The following is a 23,679-nucleotide window of genomic DNA, read 5'->3' on the forward strand; positions in this document are numbered from 1 at the left end:
CTCCCGAAACGGGCGTGGGCGCCGGCCGTACCTCTAGCAGACGGTGGGTCCGAGGGATGGGTCAGATGAACGATGGTGCACCGTTCAGGGTAGACCGTTCTGCCCCGAACGTCCGGATCGTGCACTGACCGGTTGCGGCCGAGGACCGGCGCCTCCGGCAGACGTCCCACCTTGGCGACGGCCGGCCCGCGCGGGTTCAGACCCAGCTGGGGAACCACATCCGAGCCTGCCACTCCGACAACGGGATGACGTCGGCGACGTAGATCGGGTGGAAGAACGCGAAGAGGCCGATGGTGACGAGCACGAACGCACCCATGAGCCCGTAGCCGATACGGCGGCGCGTCAGGGAGGCGTCGCGGCCGCCGACGACGAGCCCGAGGACGTAGACGCAGGCGAGCACGGCGTAGGGGACGAACGCGACCTCGTAGAAGGAGTAGATCGTCCGGTCACCGAGGAAGAACCACGGCAGGTAGCCGGCGAAGAGGGCGCAGAGGATCGCGCCGGCGCGCCAGTCGCGGTGCAGCGCCCACATGAAGAGCAGGACGAAGATCCCGAGCGTCGCGCCCCACCAGATCGAGACGGTGCCGATCGAGGTGATCGCCTTGCTGCACTGGTCGACGATGCAGCCGTCGGCGCCCTTCTTCGGGCCCTCGTAGAAGAACGAGGTGGGCCGCCCCTGGATGAGCCAGGACCACGGGTTGGTCTGGTACGGGTGCGAGCTCGTGATCGCCTGCGTCGAGGCGTACATCTGCTGGTGGTAGGCCCAGAGGGAGCGCCACCAGTCGGGCAGCCAGCCGTAGTCGGTGTCGGGGTTGTTCTGCGCCCACGTGCGGAACGAGCCGCCCTTGGTGAGGATCCAGCCGGTCCAGCTCGCGACGTACGTGACGACGGTGGTGACGACGAGCTGCACGAACGCGTACGGCCCGTCCTTGACGATGCCGCCGGCCGACCAGCCGCGCACGCCGGCGGCCCGGCGGGCCCCGACGTCCCAGAGCACGGTGAGCACCCCGAAGAAGACGAGGAAGTAGAGGCCCGACCACTTCACGCCGGCCGAGAGCCCGAGCATGATGCCGGCGACCCACCGCCACGGACGCCAGCCGAGCCACGGCCCCATCCACGAGGTCGCGGCCCGGGCGCGGTCACCGACCGTGCGGGCCAGCACCTCCCGCGCCTTGTCGCGGTCGATGAGCAGCGCGCCGAAGGCGGCGAGCCCGAAGAACATGACGAAGATGTCGAGCAGGCCGGTGCGCGAGTGGACGAAGTGGTGGCCCTCGAAGGCGAGGAGCGCGGCCGCGACGGTGCCGAGGAGGTCGGAGCGGAAGAGCCGACGAGCGATGCGACCGAGCATGAAGATCGAGATCGTGCCGGCGAGCGCGACGGCGAAGCGCCAGCCGAAGGAGTTGAGGATGCCGAACGGCGCCTCGCCCCAGCCGATGAGCCACTTGCCGACGGGTGGGTGGACGACGAAGTCGCCCTCGGTGCCGTAGACCATCGGGTCGTTGGCGGTGAAGTGCTGGTCGACCTGTTTGGCCTCCTGCAGCACGTCGTCGTTCTTCATCTCGAACCAGTACAGGACCATCGACCAGCCCTGCTTGACGTAGTACGTCTCGTCGAAGATCAGCTGGTGCGGGGCGCCGATGTGCCAGAAGCGCATGAAGCCACCGACGAGCATGAAGAAGAGCGGCCCGGCCCAGCCGAGCCACGCGATGCGTCCGGCGGTGCGGCGGGTCAGCCGGTAGTCGTCGGCCGGGTCCCCGAGCAGGCGAGCGCGCACCTGTCTGGCCGAGTTCATGGGCGACATCGTATGCAGTGGGGCTGGGTGGGCCGCGCGGCGCTCCGACGGCGGCCGGCGGGGGCGGTCAGATCGAGACCCCGCGCGACCGCAGCACGGAGTAGCCGACGAAGGCCACGGTGTCGAGCACGGCATGGCACACGACGAGCGGCATGACGCGCCGGGTGCGCACGAAGACGAGGCCCAGGACGAGCCCCATGACGATGTTGCCGGCGAAGCCGCCGAAGCCCTGGTAGAGGTGGTAGCTGCCACGGATCAGCGCCGAGAGCCCTATGACGAGCGGCCACGACCATCCGGTCTGGCGCCACCGCGTGAAGAGGTAGCCGACCATGATGACCTCCTCGAGGAGGGCGTTCTTGACGGCCGCGAGGACGAGCACGGGAGCCGACCACCACACCGCCTCGAGGTTGGCGGCCGAGACCTGGGTGTTGATGCCGATCGCCTTGGCGAGGAAGTAGAAGCCGAGCCCCGGGATGCCGATGACGGCGGCGAGCCCGAGCCCGCGGAGGAGGTCACGGCCGGGCTCGCGGCGGTCGAGGCCGACGAAGTGGCCGGCGCGCACGTCGACGGCCGGCCTCCGGACGTGGTTGAGCAGGTAGAGCGCCAGGGCGACGGCGACGAGGGGCAGGACGATGCCGGCGAGCTGGTAGGCGAGGTCGAGCCACGGACGTCCCGGCGTGGCCGACTGGTTCATCGCCGTCGTCTGCTGTGACAGCGGGACCGGGCGGGTCAGCTTCTCGATGATGCTGAGGACGGCGTAGACGGCCGATGACCCGAGGCTGACCCCGAGCACGAGGACCGTCTCCCAGCGGAGACCGCGCCGCTCGGCCGGGTCGGTGACGGGGGCCGGGTCCCGTGGCGACGGCCGGGACAGGAACCGCGGGAGGGCGCTGCCGCCGTGGGCGGGGGCCTCGGTCGGTGCCGCACCGGCGTCGCTCGACATGGCGTCACTGTAGTCGCGCGGTGGACTCGGCCCACGGGAGCGCCGACCGCCGTAGGGTCCTTGCATGTCGTTGCTGGCGGGCTGGGCAGGCGGGGAGTTCACCGCGGACGGCTTCGCCTACCCCGTCTACGAACGTGGCGAGGGGCCCGGGATCGTCGTCGTGCACGAGAGCCCGGGCCTGACCCCGGAGGTCATCGAGCTGGGTGACGAGCTCGTCGAGGACGGCTTCACCGTGACGATGCCGCACCTGTTCGGCTCGTCGCACGCGCCACCGCACACGTGGGAGGCCCTGCGAGTCGTGCCGCGGCTCTGCGTCACCCGCGAGTTCACGATGTTCGCGACGGGTCGCACGGCACCGCTTGCCGGGTGGCTGCGTGCCCTCGCGCGGGACCTGCACCTCCGCGTGGGCGGCCCGGGAGTGGGGGCGATCGGCATGTGCGTGACCGGTGGTTTCGCGCTCGCGATGATGGTCGACCCCGTCGTGGTGGCACCCGTCGTCGCCCAGCCGGCGACACCGCTGCCGCTCGGACGGCGGCGGGCCGCAGACATCAACCTGGCGGCTGCGGACCTCGAGGTGGTGCGACGCCGCGTCGCGCAGGGGTGTCCGGTGCTCGGTGTCCGCTACCGCGGTGACTGGGCCACCGGGACTCGGTTCGAGACGCTGCGTCGTGAGCTCGGCGACGGCTTCATCGCGGTCGAGCTCGACGGCCACGACCACGCGACGCTCACGGACCACAAGCACCCGGAGGCCGTCGCGGCCGTCCGCGACTTCTTCCGAGAGCGCCTTCGTCCGCCGGGCTGAGCTCATTCGGGGCGAAACTCCTTGGCGCACAAGGTAGGCAGCGGCATACCGTCGCGGCATGTCATCGGCACTCCGCACCGTCCTGCGCTCCCGTCTGACGACGGCCATGCGCGAGCGCGACCGGACAGCCGCCAGCGTGCTGCGCACCGCCGTGGCCGCGATCGAGAACGCCGAGGCCGTGCCCGTCGACGACGGCCACACCGTCGCGACGTCGGCCGACGTGGCCGGTGCGGCTGTCGGGCTCGGGGTGACGGAGGCCGAGCGTCGTCGGCTCGACGACGCCACCGAGCGCTCGCTCGTGGCCGCCGAGGTGCGGTCGCTCGTCGAGGCGGAGGCCGCGTATGCGTCCGCCGGGGACCGCGAGCGGGCCCGGGACGCGGCGGCGGGGGTGGCCCTCCTGCGGGCCGTTCTCGACGAGTCGGGCGGGGCCGGCGGCTGAGCCCCCCGCCGTCCACAGGGGTGGTGCACAAGCTGTGCACCGACGCGTACAACCGGTGGAGAAGCGGGCCCTTCCTGTGGACGACACGCCGCCCGCCTGTGGACCGCTGAAATGTTTCGCGAAAGCCCTTGCGGACCCCGTCGGTGCGGGATAGAAATCTCTCACGCCCTCCCCTCGGGGAGAGCGGGACAACTCGGAGACGAGGGTCCACACGGTGGGGCAACCCACTGCGGCAGCCGGGTGACGAGGCGGCCGGGACCGGAGACGACGAGAAGTCGATCGGGAGCGTCATCATCGACCGATCAACCAGAAGGGCCCTTGAGACTCATACTCCCAAGGGCCCTTCGCCTTTGTGCTGCAAGCGTTGTGCTGCAACGGAACTCGCGTCAGGCGCTGCTCCGCTCGGCCGGCCTCCACGGTGTGAGCCACGGCGTCTCGGGCCAGCCCTCCCGGGCGGCCACGAGCTCGTACGTCGTCGCGCCGTCGATCGACTCGCGGACGATGTCTGCGTGCCCGGCGTGCCGGGCGAGCTCCTCGACGAGGTGCATCGCGACCCAACGCACCGACCACGCGTCGACGTCCTGGGGGAACCACGGGGCGTCGCGCGGCACCGGCACAGCGGCTCCGAGGTCGGCCCGGCGGAGCACCTCGCGGGTCGTGTCGCCCTGGGCGGCGAGCGCGGCCAGGAGCGACTCGAGTGAGTCACCGTCGGTGACGCGGAAGTCGTCGCCCCAGGCGGTGGCCTGCTCCTCGAGGGACCGGTCCGGCGGGCCCGGCGCCTCGGGCGCCGCAGCCATGCGCTCGGTCCAGCCGCGCTCGCACGTGGTGACGTGCTTGACGAGGCCGCCGATGCTGAGGGTGCCGGCGGTCGGTGCGAGTCGGATCTGCTCCTCGGTCAGGCCGAACGCGACGGTGGCGAAGGCGTCGCGCTGCTGGTCGAGGTAGGCGATGAGACTCTCGCGCTCGTCGGCGACGGGTGGGACGTGGGCTGCCATGTCTGGTCCTTCTCTCAGTCGTTGCGGTGGGCGTAGAGGTCACGGAGCAGGGCGATCTCTGCGCCGTGGTGGATGAGCTCACGGTTGATGTGGAGGACGAGCTCGACGCGCGGGTGCTCGGCCCAGGGACCCTCGCTCGGTCCGCAGGGCTCGGCGAGCGCGGCCTCGTCCCAGCCCCGGGCGCCGGCGGTCCAGGCGGCGAAGGCCGCGTCGACCTGGGCCAGGGCCTCGTCGGCGGTGCCGGCGTAGTCGAAGGTGAGGTAGTCGACCTCGGGGCCGCCGAAGTGGCTGTGCACCCGGGCGCCGAGGACGCCGACGACGATGTGCGCGAGCCGCCAGGCGATCGTCGTGACGGGTGCGGGGACGGGCTCGGGGTGGGCGAAGTCGATGGTCAGCGCACCACTGCCGCCCTGGATCTCGGTCGCGCCCTGTCCGCGCGGGTGGACGTTCCACGCGCCGGGAGTCGGCTCCCAGAGGTACTCCTCGTCGGTCAGTCCCTCGAGGCGGGGGCGCAGCTGGTTGGTCCAGTGCCGGGCGGCTTGGTCGACGAGGGCCGAGGTCCAGTCGATGGAGGTCTGTGTCGTGGTCATGGCTCGACCCTCCCAGCCATATAGGACAGTTCCTGTCCGCAGAGGCTGGCATGCTCGAGCCATGTCCACGACGTCCGACAGCGGCTCCGGCACGACGGCCCGCGTGCTGCGCCTGCTCGACCTGCTCCAGAGCCGACCCGTCTGGAGCGGCACCGAGCTCGCCGACCGCCTGGGCGTCACGACCCGGAGCGTGCGCCGCGACGTCGAGCGGCTGCGCGACCTCGGCTACCCCGTCAACGCCGCCCACGGAGCCGGTGGCGGCTACCAGCTCGGCGCCGGGCGACGCCTGCCACCGCTCCTGCTCGACGACACCGAGGCCGTCGCCGTCGCCGTCTGCCTCCGGCTCGCGGCCGGTGGCACGGTCGAAGGGCTCGGGGAGGCAGCGGTGCGCACGCTCGCCAAGCTCGACCAGGTGCTGCCGGGGCGGCTACGCGCGCAGGTCGAGGCCATCCACGAGGCCACCGTGACGCTCGACGGTGGCGCCGCGCAGGTCGATGCGGCGACCCTCCTGCTGCTCGCGCGTGCCTGCCGCGAGACGGAGCGGGTCACCTTCGCGTATGCCGGCCCGCGCGGTTCGGGGGAACGCCGCGTCGAGCCCTACCGCCTCGTCGCCACCGGACGCCGCTGGTACCTGCTCGCCTACGACCTCGACCGCGAGGACTGGCGCACCTTCCGGCTCGACCGGATGGCCGATGCCGACACCCGCGGCTGGCGCTTCCGCCCGCGCGACGACGCGCCCGACGCCGCCGAGCACGTGCAGCGGGCGATCAGCCGCGACGCGTACGACCACGTCGCCCGAGTGCGCATCGAGGCGCCGAAGTCGTCGGTGGACCAGCAGGTCCCGCCATCGGTCGGCACGGTGACGGCAGACGGCCCCGACCGCTGCATCTTCGAGGCCGGCGGCAACCACCTCGGCGCGATGGCGATGCACCTGGGTGCCCTGCCGTGGGAGATGACCGTGCTCGACCCGCCGGAGCTGCGCGAGGTCATGCGCGAGCAGGCGGCCCGGATGCTCCGCGCCGTGGGAGACCCCGCCACCGGCTGACCGGGCCGGTGCGCTCGTCGGGCCCGACGGCATACGCGACCACACGCAGTCGAGTGAGCGCCCCGTCCCACACGAGTGAGCGCCCCGTCCCACACGACATCCGTGTTGCGCAGACGATCTGAGACCGCCCGCGGAGTTGGGGTTAGGCGCTCACTCGAGTGTGGTCGGGCGCTCACTCGAGTGTGGTCGGGGGTCAGCCGGTGTTGCGCAGGCCAGCGGCGATGCCGTTGATCGTCAGGAGCAGTGCGCGCTGCACGTCCGCATCCGGCTCGACGTCGTCGGGCACCGCGCGCGACCGGGCGAGGAGCGAGGTCTGCAGCGCGTGGAGCGGGGCGAGGTAGCTGTCGCGCAGGTCGAGCGTGCGCCGCAGGACGGGGGCCGCCTCGAGCAGCTCCTTCTGACCCGTGACCCGCAGCACCTCCTCGACCGTCCGCGCGTGCTCCTCGCGGATCGTGTCGAAGACCCCGGCCACGTCGTCGGGCACGAGGGCCCGCACGTAGCCGGCGGCGATGTCGAGGTCCGACTTCGCGAGCGTCATCTGGACGTTGGACAGGAACGTGCGGAAGAAGGCCCACGAGCCGTACATCTCGCGCAGCGTCTTCTCGCGGCCGTCCTCGCGAGCCGCGGCGAGACCGGAGCCGACGCCGAACCAGCCCGGCAGGATGATCCGCGACTGGGTCCAGCCGAAGACCCACGGGATGGCGCGGAGGTCTTCGAGCCCGCCCTCGCCGCCGGGTCGCTTGGAGGGCCGCGAGCCGATGTTCATCTTGCCCAGCTCGTCGACCGGCGTCGCCGACACGAAGAAGGGCACGAGCCCGGGGTCGCGCACGAGGGAGCGGTAGGCGTCCTGGCCACGACCCGCGACGAGGTCCATCGTGCCGTTCCAGCCGTCGAGGACGTCCTGGGGGAGCAGGGACCTCCGGTGCAGGACCGAGGCCTCGAGCACCGCGGCGAGGGCGACCTCGAGGTTGAATCGCGCGAGTCCGGGCAGGGTGTACTTGTCGCTGATGACCTCGCCCTGCTCGGTGATCTTGATCGGGCCGTCGAGGCTGCCGTAGGGCTGGGAGAGGATCGCCTCGCCGGTCGGGCCGCCGCCACGTCCGACCGAACCGCCTCGGCCGTGGAAGAGCCTCAGGACGACGCCGTGCTGGCGGGCGACGTCGCGCAGGGCGCGCTGGGCCCGGTGGATCTGCCACTGCGAGGCGGCGATCCCGGCGTCCTTCGAGGAGTCGGAGTAGCCGAGCATGATCTCCTGCACGTCCCCGCGGGCCGCGACGACACGGCGGTACGACGGGTCGGACAGCAGTGCGTCGAGGAGCGGTCCGGCGGCCTCGAGCTCGGCGACGGTCTCGAAGAGCGGCGCGAATCCGATGCGCGCGCTGGCCGGCGTCGAGTCGGTGCCCGTGTCGACGAGGCCTGCCTCCCGGGCCAGCACGACGACGGCGAAGAGGTCGTCGACGTCGTGGGTCATCGACACGATGTAGGTCTCGATCGCCTCGGGGCCGTAGGTGTCGAGCGCTCTCACGATCGCCGCCATGAGTGACAGGGACGCCTGCGCGGCGTCGCCGACGTCGTGGACGCCGACACCGGTGAGCGGACGGCGCGAGGCCATCTCGCGGGACAGCACCGTGATGCGTGCGGCGTGGTCGAGCTCGTTGTAGGGCGTGTCCAGGCCGCCGATGCGGTCGTAGAGGTCGGCGAGGGCGGCGTGGTGCTTCGCGCTGTGCTCGCGCACGTCTAGCGTCGCGAGGCCGGTGCCGGTGGCGACGGCCGCGCGGATGAGGCGCAGGATCGCACCGTCCGCCGTCAGCGTGTCACCGGCCGCGAGCATCGAGTCGCGCATGAGGACGAGGTCGTCGAGCAGCTCGTCGAAGCCTGCGTAGTCGCGGCCGGGCTCGTGCGCGGTCCCGTGGGTGAGGCGGTCGCGCGTGCGCAGCAGCCGCACGCGCACGAAGCTGAGCTTGAGGCGGTAGGGCTCCTCCGCGTTGAGCCGGCGTACCGCGGCATACGTCACCGGCAGGGCCTCGGCGTCGCGCTCGAGGCTCTCGCGGAGGGCGTCGCTGACCTCGACGAAGCGGGTCGACGACGACAGCTCGTGAAGCATGTGGTCGAGCTTCTCGACGAGCTCGGCGAGGCCGGCGTCGTGCTGCATGCCGATGACCGCGAGGGTGACCTCGGGCGTGACGTTGGGGTTGCCGTCGCGGTCCCCGCCGGCCCAGGCGCCGAAGCGCAGCGGCCGGGCCGACGGTGGCAGCTCGACGCCGATGCCGGCGAGCGTCCGGTCGAGCTCGGCGAGCAGGTCGGGCACCACCTGGTCGGCGAGGAAGCGGAGCGTGTGCATGGCCGTGCGGGCCTCGTCGGTCGGCTCGGGCCGGACGATCCGCAGCTCGTCGGTCTGCCACATCATGTCGACGAGCTCGGCCAGCCGGCGCTCGGCACGCGGCCCGTCGGAGACGGGTCGGCGCGGGTCCTCGAGCTCGTCGACCGTCACGGCGATCCGCCGGAGCAGGTTGAGGACGGTGCGTCGCGTCGCCTCGGTGGGGTGCGCGGTGAAGACGGGGCGGTACTCCAGTCGGGCGAGGATCGACTCGAGCTCGGCGCGCTCGAGGCTCCCGGCCTCGAGCGCGTCCCCGATCCGTCCGACCGTCGCTGCCAGTGGGGTCTGCTCGACCGCGCTCAGCTCCTGCCAGCGGTGCAGCTGCTCGGTGACGTTGACGAGCTGGAAGTAGGCCGTGAAGGCCCGGGCCAGCACGACGGCGGTCGGCGCGTCGACGCCCTCGAGGAGCGCGCGCAGCTCGTCGTCCTCGGGCTCGCGGGCCAGCCCGCGCACCTTCTCGACGAGGGCGAGCAGGTCGGCTCCCTCGTGGCGTTCGAGGGCCTCGCCGAGCAGCGCGCCCAGCTGGCGCACGGACGCGCGGAGGGCGGCGTGCTGCTGCGCCGACGAGACTCCGGAGGCGAACGTCGCGGCGTTCGGCTCGCGTCGGTCGGCCTCGAGGAGCTGCTCGGTCGTGGCGGGGCCCTGGCTCGTCATGGGTCTGTCGTACCGCGTCGAGGTTTCGTCGGCGTTTCGAGTCCACGATGGGGACCATCTCGTGGACACCGAAGTCCACCACGTGGACGGTTGTCGGGGTCGTCCGCGGCTCGTGACCTCGACCAGCCGCCACCTGGCGGGTTGTGGTGACGCGCGGTCGTCACGGGGCGCGTCGGTGCCCTGCGAGGATGACGGCATGACCACCGGCACCCTCGTCCTCGCGGCCACCCCGATCGGCGACCCACGGGACGCGGCCCCCCGACTGGGGCAGGAGCTCGCCACCGCAGACGTCGTCGCGGCCGAGGACACCCGTCGTCTGCGCCGCCTGCTCACCGACCTCGCCGTGACCCCGACCGGGTCGGTCGTCAGCTACCACGAGCACAACGAGGCCGCCCGGACGCCCGACCTCGTCGCCCGGCTCGTCGCCGGCGAGCGCGTCGTCGTGGTCACCGACGCCGGTATGCCGTCCGTCTCCGACCCCGGCTACCGTCTCGTCGCCGCTGCGGTCGACGCGGGCGTACGCGTCACGTGCGTCCCCGGACCGAGCGCGGTCCTCATGGCGCTGGCGGTCTCGGGCCTCCCGGTCGACCGCTTCTGCTTCGACGGCTTCCTCCCGCGCAAGCCGGGCGAGAAGGCCAAGGTCCTCGCCGAGGTCGCCGACGAGCGGCGCACCATCGTCTTCTTCGAGGCGCCGCACCGGCTCCCGGAGACGCTTGCCGCGATGCGCGACGCCTTCGGTCCCGACCGGCGGGCCGCCGTGTGCCGCGAGCTGACGAAGACGTACGAGGAGGTCCGACGCGGCACGCTCGACGAGCTCGTCGCGTGGGCCGAGGGCGGCGTCAAGGGCGAGATCACCGTCGTCGTGGCCGGTGCCGAGCGGGTGGTGCCCTCCCTCGAGGAGGCCGTGGCCGGCATCCGCACGCGGGTGAAGGAGGGGGAGCGGCTCAAGGACGTCGCCGCCGACGTCGCGGCGCGCACGGGGCTGTCCAAGAAGGCGCTCTACGACGCGTCGCTCGCCGCTCGCTGACCGCCCCGCCGGGCCGTCTCGACAGGCGAACCCCTTGCCTCCCGGGGAACAGCGGGCAAGGCTGCTCTCGTTCCCTCTTCGGAGGCCGGCGACCGTCCGGCCGAGTCGACAGCACAGCGAAGGAGCAAGGCATGGGCACCACTCGCACCGCCAGCACGCACTGGGAGGGCTCGCTCTTCGAGGGCTCCGGCCAGGTCAGCCTCGAGAGCTCGGGCATCGGCACCTACGACGTCAACTGGCCCTCGCGGGCGGAGTCGTCGAACGGCAAGACGAGCCCCGAGGAGCTCATCGCCGCCGCGCACTCCTCGTGCTACTCGATGGCGCTGTCGAACGGTCTCGCGCAGGCCGGCACGCCCCCGACGACGCTCGACACGACCGCCAACGTCACGTTCGTCCCCGGCACGGGCATCACCGAGATCGTGATCAGCGTCGTCGGTGACGTGCCCGGCATCTCGGCCGAGGACTTCCAGGCCGCCGCCGAGGACGCCAAGGCCAACTGCCCGGTGAGCCAGGCGCTCAAGGCCGTGCCGATCTCGCTCGAGGCCCGCCTCGGCTGAGCCCGCGCCGCTGCGGCCCCGCACGCCATCGGCGCCGACCCCTCCGGGTCGGCGCCGATTCCGATGTGGGTCAGGGCCGCTCGTGAAGGCGCGGAGCCCTCAGTCCGACTCGACGGTCGACTTCAGCGACTCGAGCATGCCCTGCCAGCTCTGCGAGAACTGGTCGGCCTGCTCCTGCGAGTCGTTGCCGTCCTGCTCGAGCGCCAGCGTGGTGCGGCCGTCCCTCGTCGGGGTCAGCGTGTAGGTGACGGTGTGGTAGTTCTCGGGCCGGTCCTCCTGGCCCATGAGCGGGCTGTAGTGCGTCATCGAGAGACGGTGGCCCTCCTCGACCTCGAGCACCTCGCCCTTGTCCTCGTAGGGCTTGCCCTCCATCTCGCCCTGCCAGGTGATCGGACTGCCCACCTGCCAGTCGGTGGTGAGGGTGGTGCCGGCCATCCACGACCTCACCCGGTCCGGCTCCGTCAGGGCGCCCCAGACGGCACGCGGCGGTGCGTCGACGATGACCTCTGCCTGTGCGATGTGTCCAGTCATGCCTCTGTCGTACCCGCAGGAGGGCGTCTCGCGCCAGAAGGAAGCCGCCAGCGCGACCGCGCCGGAGCGGGCGACGGGGCCGACGGCATACTCCCGCGCGGCGCCGCGCGGGGCCCGCCTAGGATTGCTCGCCATGAGCCATGTCCTGTCTGCCGTCGCCTGGCCGTACACCAACGGTCCGCGCCACATCGGCCACGTGGCCGGTTTCGGCGTGCCCTCCGACGTCTTCAGCAGGTACATGCGGATGGCCGGGCACGACGTCCTCATGGTCTCCGGCACCGACGAGCACGGCACGCCGATCCTCGTCCTCGCCGAGGAGGAGGGGCTGACGCCGCAGGAGCTCGTCGACAAGTACAACGCCGTCATCGCCCAGGACCTCGCCGACCTCGGCCTGTCCTACGACCTCTTCACCCGCACGACGACGCGCAACCACTACGCCGTCGTGCAGGAGATGTTCCGTCAGGTCCACGCCAACGGCTACATGATCGAGCAGACGACGCGCGGCGCCATCAGCCCGTCGACGGGCCGCACGCTGCCCGACCGCTACATCGAGGGCACGTGCCCGATCTGCTCCTTCCCCGAGGCCCGCGGCGACCAGTGCGACAACTGCGGCAACCAGCTCGACGCCGACGAGCTGATCAACCCGCGCAGCAAGATCAACGGTGAGACGCCCGAGTTCATCGAGACGCAGCACTTCTTCCTCGACCTGCCGGCCCTCGCCGGTGCGCTCGGCGAGTGGCTCGCGGGCCGTGAGGCGTCGGGCACGTGGCGGCCCAACGTCATCAAGTTCTCCGAGAACCTCCTCAAGGACGTCCGCCCCCGCGCGATGACCCGTGACATCGACTGGGGCATCCCCGTTCCGCTCGAGGGCTGGGAGGACAACCCGAGCAAGCGCCTCTACGTCTGGTTCGACGCCGTCATCGGCTACCTCTCGGCGTCGATCGAGTGGGCCCGCCGCGTCGGCGCCCCGGAGCGGTGGCGCGAGTGGTGGAACGACCCGTCGGCCGTGTCCTACTACTTCCAGGGCAAGGACAACATCACCTTCCACAGCCAGATCTGGCCGGCCGAGCTGCTCGGCTACGCCGGCAGGGGTGACAAGGGCGGCGAGCCGGGGGAGTACGGCGTGCTCAACCTGCCCACCGAGGTCGTGGCCTCCGAGTTCCTCACCCTCGAGGGCAAGCAGTTCTCGACGAGCCGCAAGCACGTCATCTACGTCCAGGACATCGTCGCGCGCTACGGCCCAGACCCGATCCGCTACTTCATCTGCGCCGCCGGCCCCGAGAACCAGGACGCCGACTTCTCCTGGGCCGAGTTCGTCCAGCGCAACAACAGCGAGCTCGTCGCCGGCTGGGGCAACCTCGTCAACCGCACGGCCGCGATGATCGCCAAGAGCTTCGGCGAGATCCCGAGGGCGTATGCCGTCGAGCCCGTCGACGAGGAGCTGCTGGCCACGGTGCGGGGCGCGTTCGCGACCGTCGGCGCCTCCCTCGAGCGGCACCGGCAGAAGGCCGCCCTCGCCGAGGTCATGCGGGTCGTGGGGGAGGCCAACGCGTACGTCTCGAAGACCGAGCCGTTCAAGCTCAAGGGCGACGACGAGCGCGAGCGCCTCTCGACGGTGCTGCACACGCTGGCCCAGGCCGTCTCAGATATCAATACGCTGATCTCACCCTTCCTGCCCCACGCGGCGAACCGCGTCCACGCCGTCCTCGGCGGCGAGGGCGAGTTCATGCCGATGCCTCGTCTGGAGGTCGTCGCCGACCTCGACGACGACGCCCGGAGCTACCCGGTCATCACCGGCGAGTACTCCGCGACGCCCCGGTGGGAGTCGCGTCCGGTCGTCGTCGGGACGCCCGTCGCCAAGCCGTCCGGCGTCTTCGTCAAGCTCGACGCCGAGCAGGTCGTCGAGGACGAGCGCGCCCGCCTCGGCGACAGCGCGCCGGGTGGCACGCGGCACCACACCGACCCGCTCGCCGCGCCGAAGATGAGTGCGCCGAAGGGCGCCGGTCGGGGTGCCGGGAGCGCCACCGTCGCCGACGAGGCACCGACCGTATGACCTCGCACGCGTCGGGGCAGCGGGGCCTGCCGGAGACGGCGCCGGACCCGCTGCCCATCGACGTCGTCGACAACCACGTCCACCTCGACATCACGCGCGAGGGTGACGAGCCGTTCGACGTCGCCGACGCGATCAAGGCCGCCCGCGCCGTCGGTGTGACCCGTCTCGTCCAGGTCGGGTGCGATCTCGAGGGGATCCGCTTCACCATGGACGCCATCGACGCCCATGACGAGCTGGTCGGCGGAATCGCCTTGCACCCCAACGAGGTTCCACGCCTCGCGGCGGACGGTCGGCTCGAGGAGGCGTATGCCGAGGTGGAGCGCTGCGCGGCCCACGACCGCATCCGCGTCATCGGTGAGACCGGTCTCGACTACTTCCGCACCGGCCCCGAGGGGGTGCCGGTGCAGCAGGACGGCTTCCGCTGGCACATCGACCTCGCCAAGCGGCTCGGCAAGGCCCTGCAGATCCACGACCGCGACGCCCATGCCGACGTGCTCCGGATCCTCGGGGAGGAGGGGGCGCCCGAGCACACGGTGCTGCACTGCTTCTCCGGCGACCTGACGATGGCGCGCGAGTGCGTCGACCGGGGCTACTACCTCAGCTTCGCGGGCACCGTGACCTTCAAGAACGCGCGCGGCCTGCGTGACGCGCTGACCGCGATCCCGCTCGACCGGATCCTCGTCGAGACCGACGCGCCCTACCTCGCTCCGGCCCCGCACCGGGGTGCCACGAACGCCTCGTTCCTCGTGCCCGTGACGGTCCGGGCGATGGCCGCGGTGCTCAACATCGACGTCCCCGCGCTGTGTCGAGCGGTCTCGGAGAACAGCGAGCGGGTCTACGGCCCGTGGGGTGCGGAGCGAAGCGGGCAAACCGCCTAGCGCACTGCAGAACGTCGCGTCCACCGACACCGGTCTCCGTTACCGAAATTTGACCTTTCCGTGGTGTGTCGGTCACTGTGGACGACTGTTGGCCGGTTGCCACCCCGCATCGACCTCCTTCCGACGACGTGAGGAGGACGGATCGAGAGCGCGTTGCACCCGGGTCGTTCGACGTTCGGAGTGTTTTGATTTCTCGCAACGCCAAGATCCTGGCCGCCGCTGGCGCGGCCGTCGTCCTCACCGGTGGCGCCGTCGGCGCGACCCAGCTCGACAAGGCCGTCAACCTCTCCGTGGACGGCACGGCCAGCTCGGCCCACGTCTTCGGCAGCACGGTCGGCGACGTCCTCGACAGCCAGGGGATCGCGGTCAAGCCGGGCGACGTCGTCGTCCCTGCCGCGGACGCCCCCATCAGCGACGGCGACACGATCACCGTCAAGTACGCCCGCCTGCTGACCCTCACGGTCGACGGCAAGACGCGTCAGCTGCGCACGACCGAGGCCACGGTCGACGGAGCGCTCCTCGCGCTCGGCCTCCGCGGTGAGGGTGCCCGCCTGTCGGTCTCCCGTTCGCAGACCATCGGTCGCCAGGGCCTGACCGTCAGCATCGTCACTCCCAAGGCCGTCACGGTCGTCGTCGACGGCAAGACGACGAAGAAGACGATCGCCGCGGCAACCGTCGGCGAGGCGCTGACGCAGCTCGGCGTCCGTGTCGGCAAGGCCGACAAGGTCAACCCGCCGGTCACGACCCGCCTCACCTCGGGTGCCAAGATCGCCGTCCAGCGCGTGCAGACCAAGGACAAGAAGGTCAACGAGTCCATCGCCTTCGGCACGACGAAGAAGAAGACGAGCGACCTCTACGCCGACCAGACCAAGGTCTCGCGTGCCGGTGTCGCCGGCGTGCGCACCGTCACGGTCCGCACCACCGTCGTCGACGGCAAGGTCGTCTCCACCAAGGAGATCTCCTCGAAGGTGACCAAGGCGCCCGTCGACCGCATCCTGCTCGTCGGCTCCAAGGCCCGCCCGGCCGCTGCCCCGCGCACGACGAGCACCGGCAGCACCGGCAGCACCGGCAGCACCGGCAGCACCGGCAGCACCGGTGGCTCTACCTCGGGTGCGGGCATCAACCTGGCCCGCGCGGCCATGTGGGACAGCATCGCCCAGTGCGAGTCGACCGGTAACTGGCACATCAACACCGGCAACGGCTACTACGGAGGCCTGCAGTTCCTCACCTCCACGTGGCTCGCCTACGGCGGTGGCGACTTCGCCTCCCGCGCCGACCTCGCCTCGCGCGAGCAGCAGATCACCGTGGCCAACCGCGTCTACGCCGACAACGGCACGTCGCAGTGGCAGTGCAAGGCCTGACCTGACGCCAGGCGTTGCCCTGCACGAGAGGCCCCCGACCGTCACGGTCGGGGGCCTCGTCCGTTCGTCCACGGGTGCGCGAGCGAGCGGGGCCGTGACACCCGCCCGGCGGCATACGCCATCGGGCACGGCCCCATAGGGTGAGCGCATGAGCAAGAAGGACGCGCCGGCCGTCGACGATGCCGCGCTCCTCGGGCCGGCACAGGTGCGTGAGCTCGCCGAGCGTCTCGAGGTGCGGCCGACGAAGCAGTGGGGCCAGAACTTCGTCGTCGACGCCAACACGGTGCGCAAGATCGTCCGGGTGGCCGGCGTGGGACCGCACGACGTCGTCGTCGAGGTCGGCCCCGGGCTCGGCTCGCTCACCCTCGCGCTCCTCCCGGTCGTCAAGCACGTCACGGCCGTCGAGGTCGACCCGCGGCTCGCGGGGGCGCTCGAGGAGACCGTCCGCTCGCTCCAGCCGGAGAACGCCGACAAGCTGCGCCTCGTCGCGGCCGACGCGCTGACGATCACGAAGCTCCCCGGCCCCGACCCCACCGCGCTCGTCGCCAACCTGCCCTACAACATCTCGGTCCCCGTCGTGCTCTCCTTCCTGCAGCACTTCCCGACGATCGAGCGCGTCCTCGTCATGGTGCAGCTCGAGGTCGCCGAGCGGCTCGCGGCCAAGCCGGGCAGCAAGATCTACGGCGTCCCGAGCCTCAAGGCCGCGTGGTACGCCGACGTCGAGCTGGCCGGGCGGGTCGGGCGCAACGTCTTCTGGCCGGCGCCCAACGTCGACTCGGGCCTCGTCGCGCTGCGCCGGCGCAAGCCGCCGAAGACGACCGCGAGCCGCGAGGACGTCTTCCGCTGCATCGACGCGGCGTTCCTCCAGCGACGCAAGTCCCTGCGTGGGGCGCTCGCGTCCTGGGCGGGGTCCGCAGACGCCGCCGAGCAGGCGCTCGTCACGGCCGGGGTCGACCCGCGCACCCGCGGCGAACAGCTCGACATCCTGACCTTCGCGCGCATCGCGGAGGCCCGACCGGAGGGCGTGCGTCCCGCCGAGCCGCGCGCACGCCGTCGGGGCCATACGTCCTGACGCCGACGGGTCGGCCCATAGGGTGGGCGCATGACTGTCGCTCCGACCCTGCCCGGCGCGGTGACCGTGCGGGTCCCGGCCAAGGTCAACCTCGAGCTGCGCGTCGGTCCCCGGCGCCCTGACGGCTTCCACGCGCTCGCGACCGTCTACCAGGCGGTCTCGCTGCACGACGAGGTCTCCGTCGCGCGCTGGGACGAGTGGCAGGTCGTCGCCGCGGGAGCGTATGCCGACCGCATCCCCACCGACGGAGCCAACCTCGCCGTCCGCGCCGCCCGTCTCGTCGCCGACCGCTGGGACGTCGACGAGCGCCTCTCGATCCGCATCGACAAGGACATCCCGGTCGCGGGGGGCATGGCCGGCGGGTCCGCCGACGCGGCCGCCACCCTCGTGGCGTGCGACCAGCTGTGGGGCCTCGGCCTCGACCGCGACGAGCTCGCCGAGCTCGCGGCCACCCTCGGCAGCGACGTGCCGTTCATCCTCTCCGGCGGCAACGCCATGGGCTCGGGCCGCGGCGAGCAGCTCGCGCCGGTGCTGGCCCGCGGCACCTTCCACTGGGTCTTCGCCATCAGCGACACCGGACTGTCGACCCCGGAGGTGTATGCCGAGTGCGACCGCCTGCGCGAGCGAGAGGGCATCGACGTGCCCGAGCCGCAGGTCAGCTCTGAGCTCATGGCCGCCCTGCGCTCGGGTGACCCGGCCCTGCTCGGCGCGGCCCTGCACAACGACCTCGAGCCGGCCGCCTTCTCGCTCCGCCCCCAGCTGCGCGAGTTGCGTGACGCGGGCGTCGAGTTCGGCGCGCTCGGCGGCATCGTGTCGGGCTCGGGCCCGACCGTCGCCTTCCTCACCGAGAGCCACGAGGCCTCGCTCGACCTGTCGGTGTCGCTCGCGGCCTCCGACCTCTGCCGCGACCTGCGACGCGCCAAGGGCCCGGTCCACGGCGCCCACGTCGTGGCGACGCCTCGCCACGCCGACTGAGCCGCGGGGGCTCGACGGTGGGCTGCCGGCTCACCGACGCCGGAGCGCTGCGGCACCCCTGAGCGGGACCGGCGACGCTGCGCGTGACCGGCGACGCTGCGCGTGACCGGCATCGCTGAGCGGGATTCGGCGGCCGCCCGCGCAGGCCGTAGGGTCAGTCAGCGATGGCAAACCTGATCTCCCTCGAGCGCGTATCGCTCGTCTTCGGCACGTCCCACGTCCTCGACGACGTCAGCCTCGGTGTCCTCACGGGCGACCGCATCGGCGTCGTCGGCGTCAACGGCGGTGGCAAGTCGACCCTGTTGCGCGTCATGGCCGGCTTGCAGGAGGCCGACTCGGGCCGCATCACCAAGCAGGGCGGCGCCGATGGCATCCGCATCGGCATGCTCGCCCAGGAGGACGCGCTCGACCCCGAGTGGACGATCCGCGAAGCGGTGCTCGGCGACCTGCCCGAGCACGTCTGGGCCGGCGACCCCCGCATCCGCGACGTCCTGACGGGCCTGCTCGGCGGCATCGAGGCGCAGAACGTCGGTGGCCTCGACAGCCGCGTCGGCCCGAAGTCCGGTGGCGAGCGTCGCCGGCTCGCGCTGGCCCGCCTGCTCGTCTCGGACCCCGAGCTGCTCCTGCTCGACGAGCCGACGAACCACCTCGACGTCGAGGGCGTCGCCTGGCTCGCGGACCACCTCGCGACGAAACGACCCCGACCCGGCAACGCGACCGTCGCCATCACCCACGACCGCTGGTTCCTCGACGCCTACGCGACGAACACGTGGGAGGTCGAGGGTGGCAAGGTCAGCGCCTTCGAGGGAGGGTATGCCGCGTACGTCCTCGCCAAGGCCGAGCGCGACCGCCTCGCCGGGGTCGTCGCCGACCGCCGCTCCAACCTCATGCGCAAGGAGCTCGCGTGGCTGCGTCGCGGGGCGCCCGCGCGCACGAGCAAGCCGAAGTTCCGCATCGACGCGGCCAACGCGCTCATCGCCGACGAGCCCGCCCCGCGCAACAGCGTCGAGCTCGCGTCGTTCGCGAGCCGACGCCTCGGCAAGGACGTGCTCGACCTCGAGGACGCCACGGTGTCCGTGGGCGAGCCGCCGCACGAGCGCCGCCTCCTCGACCACGTGACGTGGCGGCTCGCGCCGGGGGAGCGCATCGGCATCGTCGGGGTCAACGGCGCCGGCAAGTCGACCCTCCTGCGCGCGCTGACGGGTGAGATCCCGCTCGACGCCGGCCGCCGCAAGATCGGCAAGACCGTCGCCATCGCCCACCTCACGCAGGAGGTGCGCGAGCTCGAGCGCTTCGAGCAGTGGCGGGTCATCGAGGCCATCGAGGACGTCAAGCAGTGGACGACTCTCGGCGACAAGGAGATCAGTGCGAGCCAGCTCGCGACGCGTCTCGGCTTCCCCGGCGGTCGCCAGCAGGCGCGGGTCGGCGACCTCAGCGGCGGCGAGCGACGCCGGCTCCAGCTGACCCGCCTGCTGCTCACGGAGCCCAACGTCCTCATCCTCGACGAACCGACCAACGACCTCGACATCGAGACGCTGACCTCGCTCGAGGACGTCCTCGACGGCTGGGCCGGCACCCTCGTCGTCGTCTCGCACGACCGCTACCTGCTCGAACGGGTGGCCGACAAGCAGCTGGCCCTGCTCGGGGACGGCAAGGTGCGCGAGCTGCCGGGCGGCGTCGAGGAGTACCTCCGGTTGCGCACGGCGGACATCGCGGCCCAGGTCGCACGCGCGGCCGCGCCCTCGGCCCCGAGCAGTGGCGCGGCTGCCCCATCGAGCTCGCCGGACGGCATACCTGCTCAGGCTGCGGCGACCGCGAGCCCGGCCGAGGTGCGCGAGGCGCGCAAGTCGATGGCGCGCATCGAGAAGCAGCTCTCGCGGTTGCAGGACCGTGAGGAGCGCCTGCACGGCGACATGGCCGAGAAGGCCACCGACCCTGCGGCCCTCGCCGACCTCAACGCGAAGCTGCAGGCCGTCGTCACCGAGCGCGAGGACCTCGAGCTCGAGTGGCTCGAGGCCGCGGAGGTCGTCGGCTGACTGTCCGGAGCCCGGGTCGCCGGGCTCTTGAAAGTATCTTGATGTCAAGATACTTTAGGGGCATGGAGATGTTCCTGCACCACGTCCAGGTGTCCGGTCCGGCGGGCTGCGAGGACGCCATGCGCGACTTCTACGTCGGCGTCCTCGGGATGACCGAGGTCGACAAGCCCGAGCGGCTCCGGGCCCGCGGCGGCGCGTGGTTCCGGGCCGGCTCCGCCGAGGTCCACGTCGGCATCGAGGAGGGCTTCGTCCCGGCGCGCAAGGCCCACCCCGGCATCGCGGTGGGTGACGTCGCCGCCCTCGCGCTCGCCGTCGGGCAGGCGGGGGCGCCGGTGACGTGGGACGAGAACATCCCGGGCCTGCGCCGCTTCCACACCACCGACCCCGTCGGCAACCGGCTGGAGTTCCAGCAGGCGCAGCGGTGACCGGGTGAGGACCTCAGCCGTGCTAGTCGCGACGCGTCTCGCGGGTCTCCCGGGTCTCGAGCGGGGCCAGCATCCGCCGCAGCAGCCCGGCCAGCTGGGTCCGGTCGGTCGCCGACAGCTCCGAGAGCAACGACTTCTCCTGCTCGATGAGGTCGGCCATCGCCGAGTCGACGACGTCGCGACCCGCCGGGGTCAGGCGCACGAGCACGCCGCGCCGGTCACCGGGGTCGGGACGCCGCTCGACGAAGCCGCTGCGCTCGAGTCGGTCGACGCGGTTGGTCATCGTCCCCGACGTGACGAGGGTCTGCTGCACGAGCTGGCCGGGCGACAGCTCGTAGGGCTCGCCGGCCCGGCGCAGCGCCGACAGCACGTCGAACGCCCACCCGTCGAGCAGGTGCTCGGAGAACGCCGAGCCGCGGGCGAGGTCGAGCCGGCGCGCGAGCCGCGACACCCGCGAGAGCACCTCGAGCGGCGACACGTCGAGGTCGGGGCGCTCCCGGCGCCAGGCCGCGACGATCTCGTCGACATCGTCGGCGGGCCTGCGGTCGGCGCTCATGCCCCCAACTGTAGTCGCCGTCAAGACTCTTGACATCGAAAGAAAGCGAGACGACATGACCGAGCCCACGCCCCCGCCTGCGGCTGATGCAGCCGAGCCTGGCCCCGACCGTCCCGTCGCCCCGGGCGCTGCCGCTCGCTCGGCCGACTCCGCCTGGGACCCGCGGCAGTATGCCGTCTTCGCCGGCCACCGCGGCCGCCCCTTCGCCGACCTGCTGGCGCGCGTCGACGCCGACGACCCCGCGCTCGTCGTCGACCTCGGCTGCGGGCCCGGCGAGCTGACGCTCGGGCTCGCCCACCGCTGGCCCGGCGCACGGATCATCGGCGTCGACAGCTCTCCCGAGATGCTCGAGCGCGCCCGGGCCCTCGACGCCGACGGCCGCGTCGAGTGGGTCGAGGCGAGCGCCGAGGACTGGGACCCCACCGAGTCCGGCGGGTCGGTCGACGTCCTCGTCACGAACGCCACGCTCCAGTGGGTCCCGAGCCACCTGCGCCTCATCCCCTCGTGGCTCGAGAGCCTCGCGCCCGGAGGCACGTTCGCCATGCAGGTCCCCGCGAACTTCGACGCGCCGTCGCACCGCCTCATGCGCGAGGTCGCCGCGCACCACCCCCGCGCCGACGACCTGCGCCCGGGCCTCGACCGGGCCCAGGCCGTGGCCCGCCCGGAGACCTATGCCGCCCTCCTGCTCGACCGCGCCGCCGACGTCGACGTGTGGCAGACGACGTACCAGCACGTGCTCACCGCCGAACCCGACAGTCCGCACCCGGTGCTCGAGTGGGTGCGGGGCACCGGCCTGCGCCCGGTGCTCGGCGTCCTCGACGGCGCCGAGCGAGACGCCTTCGTCACGGACTACGAGCGCGAGCTCGAGACGGCATACCCCCGTCGTGCGTTCGGCGTGCTCTTTCCCTTCACGCGGACGTTCGCCGTGGCCCGCACCCCGCGTTGACGCGATCTCGCCTCAGGGCGCTCCGTCACCGCGGTGCCGCTCCTGCGCGACGACCTCCGTGAGGTCGGCCAGGCGCCGGCGCTGCTGCAAGGGTCGGGCCATCCGGTGGTTGCCCTCGAGACGTTCGGCGTTGCGGTCGAGGTAGGCCCAGTAGCCGGCGGTGAAGGGGCAGGCGTCGTCGCCGACCCGCTTCCTGGGGTCGTAGCGACAGCCGCCGCAGTAGTCGCTCATCCGGTTGATGTAGGCGCCGCCCGAGACGTAGGGCTTCGTCGCCATCGCTCCGCCGTCGGCGTGCTGGCTCATCCCGACGACGTTGGCCGGCATGACCCAGTCGTAGCCGTCGACGAACCGCGTCTGGAACCACTCGGTCAGCGCGTCGGGGTCGTAGCCGCGCTGCGCCGCCCAGTTGCCGAGCACCATGAGGCGCGGGATGTGGTGCACCCAGCCGCGGTCGCGCACGCCCGCCACCGCGTCCTGCAGGCAGGCGGCCTCGACGGCGTCGGCGTCGAGCCGGTCGAACCAGTCCGGCAGTGGCGACCGCGCCTGCAGGGCGTTGCGGCGGCGGTAGGTCGGGCCGAAGTGCCAGTAGAGGTGCCAGACGTACTCACGCCAGCCGATGACCTGGCGCACGAAGCCCTCGACCGACGCGAGAGGTGCGTCGCCGTCGCGGTAGGCCTGCACGGCGCGGTCGGCGACCTCGACCGGGTCGAGCAGCCCGAGGTTGAGTGGCACGGACAGGAGGCTGTGCGCCATGGCCCAGTCGCCGCGGAGCATCGCGTCCTCGTGCGGACCGAAGGCCCCGAGTCGGTGCGTGACGAACCGTTCGAGGGCCGCCAGGGCCTCGCGACGGGTCACGGCGAAGAGGCGTGGCCCGTCGACGCCGGTGGGTCGGACGTGGCCCTCGCGCGTCCAGCGGTCGAGGTCGTCGCGCACCTCGGCGTCGATGTCGTCCTCGCGCGGCTGGTAGGGCGCGGGCACATCGAGCCGCTCGGCTCCCTTGGGCGGGGGCTCGCGGTTGTCCTCGTCGAACGACCACCGTCCGCCGACGGGGCGGTCGCCCTCGACGAGCAGGTCGAGCCGCTGCCGCTGGAAGCGGTAGAAGTCCTCCATCCGCAGCCGTCGCCGCCCGTCGGCCCACCGGGCGAAGTCCTCGCGCGACAGGCTGTAGCCAGGCGTCGGGTCGACGGACTCGACCATCCCCGTGGCGAGCAGGCGGCGCACGAGGCGCTCGGCGGCATACGACGTCGGCTCGTGGACCCGCACCGGCTCGCCCATCTCGCGCAACGCCTCGGTGTAGGTGTCGGTGCGCAGGAGCACGGCGGAGTCACCGAGCTCGGCGGCTCGGTGACGCAGCGCCGAGAGCACGAGGTGCAGCTTCTGACGGTGGAACGGTCGTCGCCCCAGCGCCCGACGGCTCTCGACGAGCAGGACGCCTCCGCGGCCCACGTCGAAGTGCGGGCCGAGCTGGTCGGCGAAGAGCCAGCGCCTCGTCATCGGGTCGGCGTCGTCAGGGGCACGGCCTCATCATGGCCGAGGCCGGCGACAGCGGGGGGCCTGCGCACGGGCGGGGAGGGCGCCGGGTCGCCGGGTAAACCGCCGGTCTCGCCGGGTTAAGGCCCCGGTCT

21 protein-coding genes are annotated in these 23,679 nt (G+C 72.2%); 13 read left to right on the forward strand and 8 right to left on the reverse strand.

All coding sequences use genetic code 11. From position 1 onward, the window contains the following. Positions 1-196 precede the first annotated feature (196 nt). Together AC1DW8_RS06370 and AC1DW8_RS06375 are read right to left on the reverse strand one after the other, a co-directional pair. Entirely contained in the window at positions 197-1,792 is a 1,596-nt protein-coding gene (locus tag AC1DW8_RS06370; protein WP_478092666.1) for a dolichyl-phosphate-mannose--protein mannosyltransferase, read from the reverse strand. Positions 1,793-1,859: 67 nt separating this feature from the next. Next, positions 1,860-2,735 (reverse strand): CPBP family intramembrane glutamic endopeptidase, encoded by an 876-nt coding sequence (locus tag AC1DW8_RS06375; RefSeq protein ID WP_478092668.1) that lies wholly within the window; start codon positions 2,733-2,735, stop codon positions 1,860-1,862. A gap of 64 nt (positions 2,736-2,799) precedes the next feature. On the opposite strand from AC1DW8_RS06375, the gene AC1DW8_RS06380 reads away from it, so the two are divergent. After that, positions 2,800-3,537, forward strand: a complete 738-nt coding sequence (locus tag AC1DW8_RS06380; RefSeq protein ID WP_442273784.1) for a dienelactone hydrolase family protein — start codon at positions 2,800-2,802, stop codon at positions 3,535-3,537. A 58-nt stretch (positions 3,538-3,595) separates the two neighbouring features. Beyond that, a complete protein-coding gene (locus tag AC1DW8_RS06385) occupies positions 3,596-3,976 on the forward strand; it encodes a GatB/YqeY domain-containing protein (protein ID WP_478092671.1) in 381 nt (126 codons plus the stop codon). Positions 3,977-4,362: 386 nt separating this feature from the next. Here AC1DW8_RS06385 and AC1DW8_RS06390 read toward each other — a convergent pair whose 3' ends face one another. Both AC1DW8_RS06390 and AC1DW8_RS06395 read right to left on the reverse strand, forming a co-directional pair. Further along, on the reverse strand, positions 4,363-4,971 hold the full coding sequence (locus tag AC1DW8_RS06390) for a DinB family protein (protein WP_478092672.1): 609 nt from the start codon (positions 4,969-4,971) through the stop codon (positions 4,363-4,365). A 14-nt stretch (positions 4,972-4,985) separates the two neighbouring features. Further along, entirely contained in the window at positions 4,986-5,561 is a 576-nt protein-coding gene (locus tag AC1DW8_RS06395; protein ID WP_478092675.1) for a DinB family protein, read from the reverse strand. A 61-nt stretch (positions 5,562-5,622) separates the two neighbouring features. On the opposite strand from AC1DW8_RS06395, the gene AC1DW8_RS06400 reads away from it, so the two are divergent. Then, a complete protein-coding gene (locus tag AC1DW8_RS06400; RefSeq protein ID WP_478092680.1) occupies positions 5,623-6,606 on the forward strand; it encodes a helix-turn-helix transcriptional regulator in 984 nt (327 codons plus the stop codon). A 193-nt stretch (positions 6,607-6,799) separates the two neighbouring features. Here the strand turns inward: AC1DW8_RS06400 and ppc are convergent, their stop codons facing one another. After that, positions 6,800-9,637, reverse strand: coding sequence for a phosphoenolpyruvate carboxylase (ppc, locus tag AC1DW8_RS06405; RefSeq protein ID WP_478092682.1), 2,838 nt, complete (start codon positions 9,635-9,637; stop codon positions 6,800-6,802). 196 nt (positions 9,638-9,833) lie between these two features. Here ppc and rsmI point away from each other — a divergent pair, with 196 nt between their 5' ends. Further along, complete coding sequence (gene rsmI, locus AC1DW8_RS06410) at positions 9,834-10,664, forward strand: 16S rRNA (cytidine(1402)-2'-O)-methyltransferase (protein WP_056777943.1); 831 nt, start codon at positions 9,834-9,836, stop codon at positions 10,662-10,664. A gap of 131 nt (positions 10,665-10,795) precedes the next feature. Continuing rightward, complete coding sequence (locus tag AC1DW8_RS06415; RefSeq protein ID WP_478092688.1) at positions 10,796-11,221, forward strand: OsmC family protein; 426 nt, start codon at positions 10,796-10,798, stop codon at positions 11,219-11,221. 99 nt (positions 11,222-11,320) lie between these two features. Here AC1DW8_RS06415 and AC1DW8_RS06420 read toward each other — a convergent pair whose 3' ends face one another. Then, entirely contained in the window at positions 11,321-11,752 is a 432-nt protein-coding gene (locus AC1DW8_RS06420; RefSeq protein ID WP_478092690.1) for an SRPBCC family protein, read from the reverse strand. Between the two features lie 133 nt (positions 11,753-11,885). On the opposite strand from AC1DW8_RS06420, the gene metG reads away from it, so the two are divergent. From metG to AC1DW8_RS06455, 7 genes are all read left to right on the forward strand, one after another. Continuing rightward, positions 11,886-13,805, forward strand: coding sequence for a methionine--tRNA ligase (gene metG, locus AC1DW8_RS06425; protein WP_056777954.1), 1,920 nt, complete (start codon positions 11,886-11,888; stop codon positions 13,803-13,805). Next, complete coding sequence (locus AC1DW8_RS06430) at positions 13,802-14,683, forward strand: TatD family hydrolase (protein WP_478092693.1); 882 nt, start codon at positions 13,802-13,804, stop codon at positions 14,681-14,683. Before metG ends, AC1DW8_RS06430 begins: the two co-directional genes overlap by 4 nt. Before the next feature lie 185 nt (positions 14,684-14,868). Further along, a complete protein-coding gene (locus AC1DW8_RS06435; protein WP_478092696.1) occupies positions 14,869-16,044 on the forward strand; it encodes a transglycosylase family protein in 1,176 nt (391 codons plus the stop codon). A gap of 148 nt (positions 16,045-16,192) precedes the next feature. Further along, the gene (gene rsmA, locus AC1DW8_RS06440; RefSeq protein WP_056826715.1) at positions 16,193-17,116 is read left to right on the forward strand and encodes a 16S rRNA (adenine(1518)-N(6)/adenine(1519)-N(6))-dimethyltransferase RsmA; all 924 of its coding nucleotides are present in this window, start codon (positions 16,193-16,195) and stop codon (positions 17,114-17,116) included. Positions 17,117-17,146: 30 nt separating this feature from the next. Then, complete coding sequence (locus AC1DW8_RS06445) at positions 17,147-18,091, forward strand: 4-(cytidine 5'-diphospho)-2-C-methyl-D-erythritol kinase (protein ID WP_478092698.1); 945 nt, start codon at positions 17,147-17,149, stop codon at positions 18,089-18,091. A gap of 164 nt (positions 18,092-18,255) precedes the next feature. Continuing rightward, positions 18,256-20,127 carry an ABC-F family ATP-binding cassette domain-containing protein gene (locus tag AC1DW8_RS06450; RefSeq protein WP_478092700.1) on the forward strand — a complete coding sequence of 624 codons (1,872 nt, stop codon included), beginning with the start codon at positions 18,256-18,258 and terminating at the stop codon, positions 20,125-20,127. Positions 20,128-20,189: 62 nt separating this feature from the next. Next, the gene (locus AC1DW8_RS06455; RefSeq protein ID WP_478092702.1) at positions 20,190-20,552 is read left to right on the forward strand and encodes a VOC family protein; all 363 of its coding nucleotides are present in this window, start codon (positions 20,190-20,192) and stop codon (positions 20,550-20,552) included. Between the two features lie 22 nt (positions 20,553-20,574). Here AC1DW8_RS06455 and AC1DW8_RS06460 read toward each other — a convergent pair whose 3' ends face one another. Next, positions 20,575-21,108: a MarR family winged helix-turn-helix transcriptional regulator gene (locus AC1DW8_RS06460; RefSeq protein WP_056777977.1), complete on the reverse strand. Its 534-nt coding sequence runs from the start codon at positions 21,106-21,108 to the stop codon at positions 20,575-20,577. 55 nt (positions 21,109-21,163) lie between these two features. Between AC1DW8_RS06460 and AC1DW8_RS06465 the strand changes: the two genes are divergently transcribed. Continuing rightward, positions 21,164-22,054 carry a methyltransferase domain-containing protein gene (locus AC1DW8_RS06465; RefSeq protein ID WP_478092705.1) on the forward strand — a complete coding sequence of 297 codons (891 nt, stop codon included), beginning with the start codon at positions 21,164-21,166 and terminating at the stop codon, positions 22,052-22,054. 12 nt (positions 22,055-22,066) lie between these two features. On the opposite strand, the gene AC1DW8_RS06470 is transcribed toward AC1DW8_RS06465, so the two are convergent. Then, the gene (locus AC1DW8_RS06470; protein ID WP_478092706.1) at positions 22,067-23,548 is read right to left on the reverse strand and encodes a cryptochrome/photolyase family protein; all 1,482 of its coding nucleotides are present in this window, start codon (positions 23,546-23,548) and stop codon (positions 22,067-22,069) included. Positions 23,549-23,679 lie beyond the last annotated feature (131 nt).

It is taken from the genome of Terrabacter sp. P2_E3 (genome assembly GCF_056403915.1).